This window comes from Bacillus paramycoides (genome assembly GCF_001884235.1).
GTDB lineage: Bacteria > Bacillota > Bacilli > Bacillales > Bacillaceae_G > Bacillus_A > Bacillus_A paramycoides.
The window spans coordinates 76,731-91,496 of the sequence record NZ_MAOI01000079.1 but is presented as its reverse complement, the minus strand read 5'-3'; the positions used below and the strand labels follow the sequence as shown (position 1 = coordinate 91,496).

The 14,766-nt window shown below is 34.1% G+C and carries 8 protein-coding genes and 1 pseudogene; 1 reads left to right on the top strand and 8 read right to left on the bottom strand.

Annotated elements, in window-relative coordinates; genetic code table 11:
* Positions 1-360: 360 nt before the first annotated feature.
* The gene (locus BAU28_RS16505) at positions 361-1,578 is read right to left on the bottom strand and encodes an aspartate aminotransferase family protein (protein ID WP_071719187.1); all 1,218 of its coding nucleotides are present in this window, start codon (positions 1,576-1,578) and stop codon (positions 361-363) included.
* Positions 1,579-1,880: 302 nt separating this feature from the next.
* On the opposite strand from BAU28_RS16505, the gene BAU28_RS16500 reads away from it, so the two are divergent.
* Entirely contained in the window at positions 1,881-3,260 is a 1,380-nt protein-coding gene (locus tag BAU28_RS16500) for a catalase (RefSeq protein ID WP_071719186.1), read from the top strand.
* A 566-nt stretch (positions 3,261-3,826) separates the two neighbouring features.
* On the opposite strand, the gene colA is transcribed toward BAU28_RS16500, so the two are convergent.
* The 7 genes and pseudogenes from colA to BAU28_RS16465 all read right to left on the bottom strand — a co-directional run bounded on the left by colA (position 3,827) and on the right by BAU28_RS16465 (position 14,765).
* Entirely contained in the window at positions 3,827-6,463 is a 2,637-nt protein-coding gene (gene colA / locus BAU28_RS16495) for a collagenase ColA (RefSeq protein ID WP_071719185.1), read from the bottom strand.
* Between the two features lie 523 nt (positions 6,464-6,986).
* Entirely contained in the window at positions 6,987-7,493 is a 507-nt protein-coding gene (locus BAU28_RS16490) for a hypothetical protein (RefSeq protein ID WP_071719184.1), read from the bottom strand.
* 116 nt (positions 7,494-7,609) lie between these two features.
* Complete coding sequence (locus tag BAU28_RS16485) at positions 7,610-9,352, bottom strand: adenine deaminase C-terminal domain-containing protein (protein WP_071719183.1); 1,743 nt, start codon at positions 9,350-9,352, stop codon at positions 7,610-7,612.
* Between the two features lie 383 nt (positions 9,353-9,735).
* Positions 9,736-10,902, bottom strand: coding sequence for a serine hydrolase domain-containing protein (locus tag BAU28_RS16480; RefSeq protein WP_071719182.1), 1,167 nt, complete (start codon positions 10,900-10,902; stop codon positions 9,736-9,738).
* Positions 10,903-11,357: 455 nt separating this feature from the next.
* Positions 11,358-12,058, bottom strand: a pseudogene (locus tag BAU28_RS30955) (signal peptidase II).
* 227 nt (positions 12,059-12,285) lie between these two features.
* Positions 12,286-13,704, bottom strand: a complete 1,419-nt coding sequence (locus BAU28_RS16470) for a homocitrate synthase/isopropylmalate synthase family protein (RefSeq protein WP_071719181.1) — start codon at positions 13,702-13,704, stop codon at positions 12,286-12,288.
* Positions 13,701-14,765 (bottom strand): alpha/beta hydrolase, encoded by a 1,065-nt coding sequence (locus BAU28_RS16465; protein WP_071719180.1) that lies wholly within the window; start codon positions 14,763-14,765, stop codon positions 13,701-13,703. Before BAU28_RS16465 ends, BAU28_RS16470 begins: the two co-directional genes overlap by 4 nt.
* Position 14,766 lies beyond the last annotated feature (1 nt).

Sequence of the window (14,766 nt, the reverse complement as noted above, 5' to 3'; positions counted from 1 at the left end):
AGCTCCTTATTTAATTTATCTTCTTTAAGCACACCTTCTCTTACTAGAATAAATTCAATACGAAGCACTTAAGGAAAAGCAACGTCTCCTTATCTGTTATTATTGTTTCACATAATTAATTATTTGTCCAATGAGATGCTTTCCTTGATTAAGGAAATAAGTACTTTAAAATAAGAAAAGACACTATATTAGTGCCTTTTTCAAGCTTTACATTTATTATATTTTATAGTGCGTGAGAGAACATAAATCAATGATTTTCTCCCCTAATCTCCTTTTATGTGAATTGAAAACAAGTTACTTTTGACATTCTAATCGTCACAAACAATTAATTTATTGTAGTGAAAATATTATACATAGAAATCAAACACTTGCTATAGCTGACAATCTATGAATACAGGAAATAAACTCATTAACAAATGTATCAATCTCTTCTTTCGTAATAATATATGGCGGAAGTAAACGAATGATATTCCCTTGCGTAACATCAACTAACATCCCTCTATCCAATAACGCTAACTGTAATTTCTTTACGTTTTCATTCGTATCATTCAAACTAATTCCAAACATCATTCCAGAGTGACGTACTTCCTTAATGAGATACGAATTTTCTTTCTGAATTTCTTGAAGTTTGTCATTTAAGTATAGTGACGTTTCATAAGCTTCTTGCATTAAACCCTCATCAATTAATGTTTTTAATACCGTTAATCCTAAAGCCGTTCCCATAGATGAATGAGCAAATGTTGTTCCATGATCTCCTGGTGAAAATACATTACATAACTTTTCACCTACAATGATTCCTCCTAGCGGTATCCCGCCTCCTGCCCCTTTACCAAATTGAATAATGTCTGGTGTAATATTGAAGTTTTGATACGCAAATAATTTCCCTGTTCTGCCCATACCACTTTGTACTTCATCAACAATTAGAATTACATTATATTGCTCACACAGATGTTGAACGCCATTTACATATTCACTTGATAAAGGATAGATCCCGCCACTTCCTAATACAGGCTCTAGCATAATTGCAATTGGATTTTCATTAATAATCGTTTTTTCTAGTTCTTCTAAATTTTCTCGTTCCACTTCATATACAGGAATGGATGTTTTCGGGAAGTTTTGATATATACTTTCTTGTCTTGTAAAGTGAAGTGCGCCTAATGTTCTTCCGTGAAAACTACCTTTCAATACAACTACTCCGTCACGTTCTTCGTTTGTTATAGTTCTATATTTATCAATTAATTTTAAAGTCGTTTCTGTAGCCTCAGTACCAGAGTTTGTGTAGAAGACCTTACCATTTTGCAAAGTATAATCAACTAATTTCTCTGCATATTCAATCGCAACTGGATTTAAAAAATGGAATGGAAGATGCAAGCATTTCGTAACTTGTTCTAATGTAGTTTGCACAATGTTTGGATGATTGTAGCCTAATAAATTCACACCCACACCAGAAAATAGATCTAAATATTCTTTCCCGTTCACATCATACAGTTTACAGCCTTCTCCTCTTTCTATCGCAACCTCCGTACGACAATACGTAGGCATAATATATTCTTTATCTAATTGAAACCAATCCGTCATGATAAATTCCTCCTAGCTATTTTTCCCGTTTTTAATGTTCATTATCTATAAAGTCATTTTCAAATTAATTTTTAAGATTGAAATTTTAATAGTGGTTTTCTTCCACCTTTTTAATAAAACGTTTTATTTCTCTTCCCGATATTCATTTTTCCATAATTTCTTCTATTTCAACAGGTCCACTGCATGTGCGTTTTTTTCATCTAGCGGTATGTTACTAATTTGAACTTCGTATGTAATACATAATCGAGGCTAAAGAATCATATTTAGTAACAATCAACGAAAAAATTTTGGAGGCTATATCGATGAATGAAAAATATGATAAACAGAGGCAATCTTTATTTGGAGAAGACTTTAATAGCGATCGAGAACTTAATGAGCCAGCTAAACTTCACTCTCAAACAGTTGGTTCACGTGGACCTGTTTTAAAGCAAGATAGTGTACTGCACGAGGCGTTACAAGAATTTATTCATGAAAAAATTTTAGAAAGACCTGTTCATGCAAAAGGATTTGGTGCATTCGGTTATTTTCAAACGATATATCCGATGTCTGAACATACAAAACTAAGCTTTTTACAAAATTCAAATGAGAAAGTTCCTGTTATGGTGCGGTTTTCGTTAGCTGTTAGTACGAAAGGAACACCTGATACTTCTAGAAATGTACGCGGTTTTGCTACAAAATTTTATACAAAAGAAGGCGTATTTGATCTTTTATGCAATCATCTTCCTGTCTTTTCTGTTCGAGATCCGATGCGTTTCCCTGAAACTATTAAAGCGTTGTTGCCTTCACCTAAAAATAACTTAATAGACCCTGATAGATTTTGGAGTTTTGTCGCTAGAGCACCCGAATCCATTCATTTTGTTGTCCGTTTATACTCTGATGCTGGTACGGCAAAAAGTCTTCGCCACATCCCAGGACATAGTGTAAATACATATGTTTGGAGAAATGCTCAAGGTTATCGAAAGTACGTAAAGTATCATTGGTATCCATTTGAAGGTGTACAATTCATTAATAGTGAGGAAGCAAATAAACTAGCTGCCGAAAATCCTGATTATAGCGGGAAAGATTTATACGATGCAATTGAGGCTGGTAAACCAGTGGAATATGGTTTATATGTCCAGCTCATGGATCCAAAAGATGAAGCACACCTTTCTTATGACCCTTTAGACGATACAAAAGTATGGGATGAAAAGGAGTATCCTCTTATACCAGTAGGCAAAATGGTATTAAATAAAAATCCTGAAAACTATATGGAACAAGTAGAAAAAGTCGCCTTCTCCCCTTCTAATTTACTAGACGGTGCAGAACTATCAGATGATAAAATGTTGCAAGGCCGCGCTAACATTTATAGTGATTCTCAAAGAAGAAGAATTGGACCCGAATTTCGTAAAATAGCGATTAACCAACAGCAAGATTGGACACCTGCTAATCAAATTACAAGTGGTGACGGAAGATACGTTGAAGGAAAGCTTGAAAGAACTTCTATAACTAAGCAAAATGACTTTGCACAGGCTGGTGAGTTTTATGAGAAGTTAACACAAATAGAGAAAGAACATCTTGCTGAAAATTTAGCTAGTGATTTGAAAGTTATATCCGATGATATTAGAAAGGTAGTTATGGGGTATTTCAATAAGGTATCAACTGATTTGGCAAACAGAATAGAGATAGAAATGAAGAAGCATTAAGAAGATTAAAATGGTCATTTTAATGGTGAAACGTGATTTTCATTTTATAAGACTGTTTAACTTACAGGTTATTCACTCCATTCTTTGTATGAATCTATTGATGAACGACTATAGTGAGATGAATTTATATGTAAAATGATTTCAGTAGATTTTACCATGAAGATGCTTTACGAACGAGAATTTTAATCCGTATTAGTTTCTTTCTTGTTAAAATCCAATGCAGTTGTTTAATTATAAAATTTAAAGCCAGTATAACCCCGTTCTTAATACGGGGTTATACTGGCTTTACATACTTTCTTACACTAAAAAATACAATACAAAAATCGTTTAAGTATAAGTGTTATTATAAAAACCACACCTGTAATTGAAAATATCCATTTTCAGTAAATCACATTTAATTTAACAAGAACTTTAATTCAAAAGCACCTACATCATTTCTACACAATAAATATCCATATAATATACAAGTTTTCACTGATTTTTATTAATAATTAATATTTCAGTAGATTTTTTTCAATATCAGCCGATTTTTCTAACAAAGAAATTTTAATTTCTTCATTATTAAATTATTTTACTTCTACTGTATAATTCCCTGTTCCGCCGCCATATTTATATACACTTAAGTAATATTTCCCTGGCTTCGCATTATAATTTCCAAGCAATTTGTTTCCATCACGTTTTGTTGCATAAGCTACATAATTATCTAGATCTGATTCAGAATATAACACCCAGTTCAGTCCAAGGTTTTGTTCGTTCGTAACGGTAATTTGTAAATCTTTTGGGTCCTTTACATCGATCACAAATCGGTCAACTTGATCTTGATCACTTAAGTTTCCTCTTAATAACGTGTTCAAAGATAATGGATTTGCTGTATCAAATGAATTATTCGGTTCTTTTTCTACAGCAGTACCTTCCTCCGTATTCACTCCACTAAATACAACATCATATTCAAATTGTCCAGCATCATTGACACGGTAATTTACAAAATAAGCAGTCAATGTTTTGTATCCACTCCACTCTTTTTCTGATAGATGTTTCAACATATCATTCGTTGCTTGATTCATCACTTTCCAGTCCTCAATTTCTCCTTTTGCTGCACTTCCTGTATATGTTCCCTGTAGTGTGAATGTATTAAAGAATTGTGATTTATTCTTTGTTACCTTCACATTTTTTAACTTTGCTTCATTGGTGATATCTGACGCAACATCTGAAAGCGGTTTCGGAGCATGCTGTGCTAAATACTCATCTGATACTTGTGGAATTGTATACTTATCACGATTATCAATAAGCATTTGCATATAAGATTGATATTCTTCATTTAATTTATTATCTTTGCTTAATGTAGAACGGTACGTGTCGTAACCTGGAACATCATTTGCACGAATTAAATCATGCACTTTATCGAACATTTCAGGACGGTTATTATACATATAAGATTGTAATGCAAACGAATAGTTATAAAAATCCCATGTTCCATATTTTGCATTTAATGTTTGTGCTGCTGTGTAACGTTTCGCAGGATCATACGACAATCCACCAATTATGCTTTTTCGTGGTACTACACTGTCTAATCGCGTTGAACCTGCAAAAAACTCCGCATTCCCTTCTTCAAACCATGTTAAACGTTCATTTTGATACATTTCCCCTTGGCCCCATAATCCCGGAACCTCGTATCTTCCCTGTAAATAGTGTGTAAATTCATGACGGAACAATTCTTCCAAACTATAAATACTTTGCTGTGGTGTACGTTCATATGTAAAGAACGTTCCACTTCCTTCAATGTAAATCCCACCATTATTCGTTTCATAACCATACAATTGACGGTTAAATTGATATTCTTCTGGACTATTATAAATAACCATTGTTAACACATCATCAGCATGTCCACTTTCAAGTGGTTTATCACTACCAACTGTACGATAAAATTGAGAACGTACTTCTTTTGCCGCCCAGTACAGACGTTTAATTTTCTCTTCGCTAACTTTATCACCAGCTTTAAAGACAATTGCTCCATCATCAAACGTATACGTTTTCGGTAAATATTTCTTTTTACCATCTTCTCGAATTTGATCTAAATTTATAGTTTTTCCGTTCGCATCTACTCCTCCATAATTTGTAGTAATTTGTTCTGCCGCAACAAAATATTGCTCCCCTAAATATGGATAAATTCGCATTGCATCTGTAACAACTTGCTGTCCTTTTGTTGGCGTACTATGAAGCTTGCCCAATCGGCCAGCGTAGTAAATTCCGTTATTAATTAACCATCCGTTTTTATCTGTTACAGTACCAATTAGCGCAAAACGACTAATTTCATTAATAAAACCATCGATGTTTCGATACCACATCGTATCTTTTGCTTCTTTTCCCGTATTATACATATACGTCTGAATGTCATAATCAATTCCTTTCATCAACTCATATACAGCATTTCCTTTTGTATGGTCTTCAATGAAAGTTGCCACATTATCGTTATATTGTTTGAAGATTTCACCTGCATATTGAACAACCTCAGCATCAGCGGATGCGTTTCCAATCAACATTCCATAAGATGAAATAACTTGGTTTTGTGCTGATGTACCGAGTTTGAAATTTGGATTCTTTGCAATTGTCTTTAAAGCCGGTAAACATTTATCATGATAGCTACGCTCATTTAGTTTGCTTAATTCATCATGGTAAAAACCTAAATAAAATGCCGCGCGTAAAGTTTCTACTAATGTTTCAATCCCTTTTGAGTCATCTTTCGTATAAGCTTGTCCCTGTTCTGCTAGTTTATCAATTATCGCTTGCATGCGACTATCATCTTGATAGAACTTAAGACTATCACTATTAAACTGAAATAATTCCGGAATTTGATACCATTTAACTGTCACAAGAAGATCAGTTAATTGTTTATTGCTTAATTGATTTAATTCGGCCATCGAATATTTTTTCTCTTCAGCTAACTGTTTTGCATTCTCATTTGGCGCTAGCGGACGCTGCGATAAATCCGCTAACTTTAACCGTTTTGTAAAAGATGCATTTTCTTGTACTTTCGAAGAGTGCGCCAGCTCATCAACGGATTTCTGTATTCCTACTGGCTCCATTTGTAATACGTTCTTCACATTTTTTTCTTTTGTCTCTGCTTGAATTTGCAAACCATTACATGATATTGTCACTAGTCCAACACCAAGAATCAGCTTAGAAATTTTTGAATATTTAACCATACCGTTACCCCCTAATAAATTAAAAGAAGATTCTGACTTTTAAAACCAAAACATTCTTATTTGTATGTATTTACAACTCCGCTATAAATACAAGTAAGATCAATAATGCAATAGTCGCTTGTTTTTTACTATCACTAATACAAATTCCTTTAGTTTAATCCTCCCTCCTTAAATTTAATACAAGCAAAAACCGTGCCAATGATATTTCTTGTGAATAGCAAACATTCCTTTATTAATACTGTAGAATAAAATATACACAAACGGTTCAGCAATGTATAAATCTTTTGACACAAACTCCTCTTTTTACGATGAAAAGAGGAGTTGAATATTATAATCGCATTAGCCAGCAAATCATTTTCACCAAACACCATTCCGAATTTTAAACCCATTCAAAAAAAGGTAAATAAGCATATTACATAAGACTAATATGTTTACTTACCTTTCCCTATTTTATATAGACAACAAGCTATCAGTGGATAGAAACAACATTAATTAGTATTTGGCTATATCATTCTATACTTTGTTATTCATTTCTCCTTTTCATATAATCCTTTTCACATTGTAACGGTTTGTATTCCACTATTTTCCCTTGCTTCTTTTTCGTTTCGGTAACAACCCATTCCCCTTTTTCCAGTTTTAGGCGTTTCATAACATTTGTATCGTCTATTTCTTTATACAGTAAAAATGCTTCAAGTGCCTTCACAAACAACCTAGGCTCTCCTCTATATCCGCCATTAGCAAAAACTTTAGTTAACGAATTATAATAAGAATCATTTTCCCGTCCACCATACATTAAGTGCGCAGCTTCTAAATCTTTTTTACTTACTTCCATAAATCCACCTTCATCAATATTTATTTCGAAAGTAGATTTGATGTCTTTCATTATACTTTTCACATACTTTTCATCACGAATTTTCCTTTCTTCCAGACAATCCGAAGACAGCCTTGATGCATCTGTTTGAGAATGCACAACCTGTTGAATAGATACACACAAAATAAATACACTTAAAACATACAGTAGTTTTTTCATATTTAAGTATCACCTCAAATAATTTAGATACTATATTATTTGTTTTTGAGGAGATTCTATTCTTATTCTATAAATATAAATCCCCTATAAAATTAATTTTTATAGAGGATTTATATTTAACATTTAATTGGTGAAGCAATTACTTCTCTATTCTTTACATCATATAAACCTATTGGTGTCACTCTAATAAAAGGTAGATGAGTCGCTGAAAAGAATAGTATTGTGAAAGCTGGATCGTTATAAGTATAACCTCGTTCTTGTAATAATTTCACCATCATTTTCTCTTTATGTATTAATGCGCTCATTTCTAAGTCTGACATAATACCTAATAAAGGCAATGAAATCTCATGTAAAACTTCATTCCTTTCAGTTAGTACCATTCCACCGCCGAGTTCTTTCACTCTATTAAATGCGCCTAACATATCTTCTTTACTCTTTCCAATTAGAATAATATCACCCGTACCAGAATAGGAGCTTGCAAAGCCACCTAATCGATTCGCAAAACCTTTCACAACTGTATTCACTCGCCAAGTACCATCACGCGCAATCATCATTAAGAAACATTCATCATGTTCATAAGAAAGTTCCTCACAGTTTAATTCAATTTCACTAACATATGGCTGTGTAATAACGTCATTTAATAATTTTATGCCAGTTGTATTAGAAAAATTCATGTCTTCTTTCTGCAAGCACCAGTCTAATTGTAAAGGAGCTACTTGGAATTTATCCCATTGTACACTTACTGATTCATTTTTGTTTATTCCTTCACGCTTTACCCATTTCCCTTTTGCGATTACACTAATCGGAGTTGGATTTTCTTTGCTTTCCAATATATTAATGTTTGCAATTCTTCCTGTTGCAATCGTACCGTGTAAATGCTCCATATTATAGTAACGAGCAATGTTATAGCTTGCCATATTATAAGCATCAATTACTGAGATTTCTTGTTTTATCGCGGTAGAAATCATCACATTTGTCATACCATTTTCATAAAATGACGGATGTGAACCGTCAGTTGTTAAAATGAATCTATCAAATTGTCTAACACCTAATTCCAGTAATTCTTTCAGTAAAACTTCTAAATCTGGGCGGATCGAAGAATTTCTAAGAGAAACGGTGTAGCCTTGCATAAGACGTGTTAACGCTTCCTGCCCTGTCATCGCCTCATGATCACAATCGGTACCAAGTAACTTTAATTTCGCTAACGTAGTTTCAGATGCCCCCGGAAAATGGCCTTCTATTTTCTTCTGTAACCGTTTCGTTTCCTGTACCCAATTTAACATTTCATCATCGCCATTTAATAGTTTTGGCCACGCTGTTAACTCGCCGCCTTGAAGAACGTCTTCATGGTTAAGCCATTCCATTATTTCTTCACTATTAAACAAAGATTGACCATTTTGCAGCTCGGTCTGTCCATCGAAACGACACCACCAGTACATACTTGCTGGAACCTTTTTGAATTCATCTAATAAACGAAAGGCTACTTCACGTTGTAATGTGAAAAATAATGTTAAATTATCATTTATTAATGTAGTTGTACCAAATTGCATCGCATGATTTGCTAAAGTCTTCGGGTTATATAATTGGTATGGATGTGCATGCGGTTCTATATATCCAGAAACTAAATACTTTCCTTCGCAATCTATAACTTCACAATCATTTAATTGTTGCGGCAACTTTCCTCCCACATATACTATTCGATCATCATAAATCCAAATATTCGCTATCGTCCATTCACGTATGTACGGATTTAAATACGTTGCATTCTTTAATAAAATGTGCGGACTTCTAGCACCATCTACTACTTCAACATGCTCTCGTAATTGCTTGTTACTCCATCTAAAATGGTTTTGTTCCAATGTATTCAACTCCAAATCAACTCATGATTATTTTGGTTACAACGAGAAATAATTAACTAACTAAAGTATTATCTATTCATAACTCCCCTGTATAAACCCCTATAACCTTTATTATATTTAACAATTGTAAAAATAACAATTTTCAGAACAAAGTACATACCTCTTTGATCCAACATAAAAAAGATGTCATGCAACTGACATCCTTTTTATTTTTATACTGAGCTATAAGATTGACTTTCACTTTGAAATACACTTGTATCGTATTTGTGTTCTACATAAACTTGATGCCATACCATAAATGCTAATACTGTCCATATTTGCAAAATTTAAAAAGCATCTCTTTTATATACAACTATAGCAGAATCCAATTCACTTTCTTTTTTCTATTTATTAAATTCAATTTGCATCATTTTATTAAACTGCGTACCAATATCAATCGCACCTAAAGAGTTAATACTGACAGACAATGTATGTTTGCCTCCAATTACTCCCCCAGCAAAAGTTGTAAATCCAGGAATTGCCCCTCCGTGACCCCAAATTGAAACACCGTTTGGAAGTTTAGTCTCATAGATTCCAAGACCATATCCATCACCAACACCTTTTCCTTCTACAGGAACTGTGGTAAGCATTTCTTTTAGTTGATTTTCCCTCAGTAACTTACCACCGAGTAAAGACGAAAAAAACTTATTTAAATCGTCCGCATTAGAAATCATATCTCCAGCTGACTTAGCTAAACTCGGATTATAATACGTTATGTCTTTCAACTCGCTTGTTCCTTCAATTTTCATATACCCTCGAGCATGATTCTTTCCTGGGATAACGGTTGAATTCCCTGGTAAAAACGTATTTGACAGATCCAAAGGTTCAATAATTCGCTTTTCAATTTCTTCTGCATAACTATTTCCAGTTATTTTTTCAATCAGCATTCCCAATATTACGTATCCTGTGTTTGAATACGACCATCCCTTACCTGGCGAAAAATCAGGTGGTAGAGAAAGCCCCATTTTCACTATTTCTTCTGCTGTATACGTTTTTTTCGAATTCATTATGTCAGCGTCTTTTGACTTTAAATATTCAGCTATACCACTCGTATGATTCAAAAGTTGACGTATCGTAATTTGATTGCCATCATACCCATTTCCTTGAATGAGACCCGGTAGCCACTTTTCAATTGGATCATCAAGTTGTATGCGATTTTCTCCTACTAATTGAAGAACAGTCGTGGCAGTAAAAGTCTTCGTCACACTACCAATCCGAAAGCGATAATCCGATTTCATCGGTTGCTTTGTACTTAAATCCGCCACGCCAGCTGTATAACTACTAGTTTTTCCGTTGTTAGACGTCTTAGCTAATATCCCTGGTGTTCCAAGCTGTACTGTTTCCTGCATTACTTGTTTCCAACCATTCCGGTTCTTTTGATCATGTGATTGTGACGGACTAGAAATATTTTGAACCGACTCTGCTTTCACCGGAAAGCCGGGTGTGAATAGAGTAGTACCCGCTAATAAAACTGCCAAACTTGCTAACTTAATTGAATTACATTTTTTCATAAGGCTCCCTCTCCTCTATTAATATCGTATTAATGATTCATTCGTACAACTCTTTTCTTCACTAAAAATATAATGCCTCTATTTTAAGTACCGATAATTTCGTTCCTAACAACCTGTAACTCTCATTTTTTGACATACATGTTGTGCCAAAAAATCACTACTATTTCTTGCAATACTCCATTATCTAATTGATTATTTAAGTTAATTTCTTCTCCCTTCACATCAAGTTATACTTTAATCCTATATGATAAATCTCTCTTTTTTCTTATCCATTCCTTACAAAATGCTTACGTTCAAATTTTGATATGATAAGCTGAGAAAGAGTTATTTTCAAATCGTAAACACTCAATTGGATCTAATTTAGCCATCTTATTCGCTGCCAGTTTATCAAATGCAATACCGATAAACTTAGATATCCCAACTGAAATTCCCCTATAAAAAGTAAGGCTGGATATTTAAATATCCACCTTCCCATCCCTCTCTATCCACCGCATAGTCTTTTCTAGATTTAACTCCGTATACACCTTTTCACCATATCGTACAGACTCATATATCGGAATAATGTCTCCCGTTCTACAAATTTTCTTTAACCATTGTTGCATCGTTTCATAGGACCTTCGCTGTTCGTGATATGGTAAAGTTCTCTCCCATTCAATTAATCTTTTCCTTATTGTATCTGTAGGCAGTGGTTGCTCTTACTGATGAATGACTTTTTCATTCTTTACGGTTCTTACCGAATTCTCTTTTGTTCCCGATTGTTTCTCCTGCTCTATTTCTGTTTTCGTCAACCTTTTCCAAATAGATTTGTAAAGGAAATATATAATTAGCACCACGATAATCACATAAAAAGCTATAGTAATCCATGAATTTGAGAGCGCAGAAAATACGTCCCCCCATGAACTTTCCCGTTCAAAAACTGGAAACTTTCTATTCGTTTTCGTTCTTATACCTGTATCTCCTTTTTCTTCATCATCCTTAATTGTTTCCCACCCTGGGGTTTGTTCGACGTTTATTGTTCTGTTATAAGTTTTTTTCGACTCATTCTCATTAAAAAATGCTCCTTAACTACATCTTGTAAATGCACAACACCTTTTGATAACCATATCAAAAGAAGCAAGCATCGCAACTTTTTTAGAAACGTCTCAACTTTGTTCAAAACATCGCGTCTTTCTTAAAATAACATCCATTTTACGACCATACAAAAAACGCCATCCTTTCCTATACTTCTACAGAAAGAATAACGTCTATTTTGATTAATGAATGGTGTAAAACCATAGCTTTATGGAGATGGACATGTATGGTGATCCCTTATAGAAAAAAGTATAAAAATGGGCGTTCTATACTTTTTTAATTTATATATGCACTAACTTTTGCTATCTTCAATCAATGCACACGTATTTCCCATAAATTTTTCTCTAGCAAACTAGAATTATAATTAGGTGCTAGTACGATGTTTGTATATGTTCCTGTCCCTGAAAGGTATTTGTACCTATGTTTTAACCCCGATGGAATAAAAACAGATGCTGGACTTTCAATTATTTGCAATTCTCCTTCAATTTCCACTTCACATATGAGACCAGTACCATCTATTCTATTCCCCCAGAAAATAAAGGCACTATCACAATGATGTGCGTGAATATCTACATGTCCTTCTAAGTTCTCATCCATCTGTGCATCGTAAAATACACGCTGTATCACATAAAATGATGCTCGTTCATCAGTTCTATAATCCATCTGTACCCAACGTTTTCCTGGACCATCTCGATGATATAAAAGCTCAGATGCTCCCTTTACAAATGGTTTACTAACTCGCAAAGACTTTGAAAGCCTAGACCCTTTTCTCTCTATGCGTTTTTGTTGTATGTTCCTTACTCTTCCTATCATTTCTGGCTGAATGCCCTCGTATGCTGAGTAATTCTGCTGAACAGCTTTCATATGATAGGGTGCGGTATGTGTAAAAATATTTTTCCCAATAATTGGTCTCCAATGATCTACTTTACAACCAGTAGCTAATTGAAGTGATTGAGTTAATTCAGGAATCATCTGTAGTTTAAAGTACGGAAGATTACGCTTTTGAGATAATAAAACGGATAAGTTTAGCAGGTCAACAATCCCTGCACGTTCACCTATTCCGCACAATGTGGTATCAATGACAGATGCCCCTGAATCGATTGCAGCAAGAGCATTTGCTAGTGCTAATCCTAAATCATTATGAAGATGAACTTCAATCTCACAATGGAATGTCTCAACAGATTTCTTCACGATTTCCGCACACTGACTTGGTTCCCAAATTCCTACAGTGTCTGCTAAACTAATTCGGTCTGCTCCAGCTAGATTTGCAACCTGTCCAATGTAGGCGATATCTTCCCATTCAGTTCGTGAAGCATCTTCAATAGTAAAACGGATTTTCATCCCTAAAGATTTTGCTTCTTCAATAGCTTGTTTCACTTGATCGATGACGTAATCTTTTGAGCGATTACTATACTTTGTTTGTAAAGAAATTGAATTAATAGACGCCCATATTCCTATCCAATTGGCACCAGCCCGATAAGCCGCATGAACTTCTTCATTTGTAGCTCGAGCATGCATAAGTATTTCGGCATGCTTTGCAGATGCTGCAACTTCTCGGCAAATCTCTTCTTCTTCTTCAGAGATGCCAGGGTGTCCAACTTCAATAAGACTTACTCCAAAATCTTCTAACATGTGAAGTAGTTTAATTTTGTCTTCCTTGGAGAAACGAATACCACATTGTTGTTCTCCTTCACGTAAGGTAGCATCTAATATTGTTAAACCCTTTTTCATTCCTGTTTGCCTTCTTTCGCTTCTATAAAGTTTAATGTCTGTTCAAATAGGGTATTACGATTCTTTTCATAAAGAGCCCAGTGTGTTGCATCAGGGATTACTACCTCTTTTTTTTGTTTTGTACTTGTTAATTTTGACATCATATTTCGGTCTGCAAATATGTCATCTTCACCATAAATAGCAAGTACTGGGACAGTAATTTTAGATACATCATATAGAGGTTGATTTTTCCAAATATAAAATAAATCTTCAAGTGGACCAACTGGTCGACGAATCATTTGATTATTTTTCTTACTCATAGGATCTGAATCAATAAAAACTTGTTTTACGGCATCCATTGCTTCGTTTGTAACAATTTTTTTATTTCCCATCATCATATGCCAATGATGCATTCCTTTATCAAAGTCCACCATTTGATAGGCTGATGCTTCAGGATTAAATTGATTAGGTTGTAATGGATTTTCAAGAGGTTTTGTCATCATAGGAAGCGTAAATCCATGCATATATCCGTATAACACCATTTTATTAATATCTTGTGGATGGAAGATCGCATAATTTCCAGCTACAACGCCTCCATATGACCATCCAACAATATGAATTTTTTTTACGTTTCTCTTCTTTTTAATCCAATTTACAATTGTTTCTAGATCCTTAGTTGCATCATTCAAATGAATAACCGGACGGTTTTGGGAAGGAGAATCTGACATTTCTTTAGGGCGAGAAGAACGACCAAACCCTCTGAAGTCCATAGCCCAAGTATCATATCCTTTTCCGGCATACTCATCCATCCACGAAAGTTTCGGTACATCAAATGCTTGAGCTGTAGGTACACTAAATGGTTCTAAAAATAAGATAATTTCATCAGATGTATACTGTTTTTTATTATTTAAGTTTTTATGAAGTAAAAATAATTTTTCTTCTCCTTGCTGAATTTCTAATTCTTGTTTTACCACTTTAGAAGTTTGATCATTTTGAGAAGTTTCTTTGATATTAGAACAACTAGACATAAGTATTATCAAAAAAATCCCTACTAAACTAATATGTGCCCATTTTATCTTCATT

What these genes read in the sequence shown, in the direction of transcription:
- BAU28_RS16505 (WP_071719187.1), bottom strand. Translation starts at nt 1,578, where the DNA reads ATGACGGATTGGTTTCAATTAGATAAAGAATATATTATGCCTACGTAT.
- BAU28_RS16500 (WP_071719186.1), top strand. Translation starts at nt 1,881, where the DNA reads ATGAATGAAAAATATGATAAACAGAGGCAATCTTTATTTGGAGAAGAC.
- colA (WP_071719185.1), bottom strand. Translation starts at nt 6,463, where the DNA reads ATGGTTAAATATTCAAAAATTTCTAAGCTGATTCTTGGTGTTGGACTA.
- BAU28_RS16490 (WP_071719184.1), bottom strand. Translation starts at nt 7,493, where the DNA reads ATGAAAAAACTACTGTATGTTTTAAGTGTATTTATTTTGTGTGTATCT.
- BAU28_RS16480 (WP_071719182.1), bottom strand. Translation starts at nt 10,902, where the DNA reads ATGAAAAAATGTAATTCAATTAAGTTAGCAAGTTTGGCAGTTTTATTA.
- BAU28_RS16470 (WP_071719181.1), bottom strand. Translation starts at nt 13,704, where the DNA reads ATGAAAAAGGGTTTAACAATATTAGATGCTACCTTACGTGAAGGAGAA.
- BAU28_RS16465 (WP_071719180.1), bottom strand. Translation starts at nt 14,765, where the DNA reads ATGAAGATAAAATGGGCACATATTAGTTTAGTAGGGATTTTTTTGATA.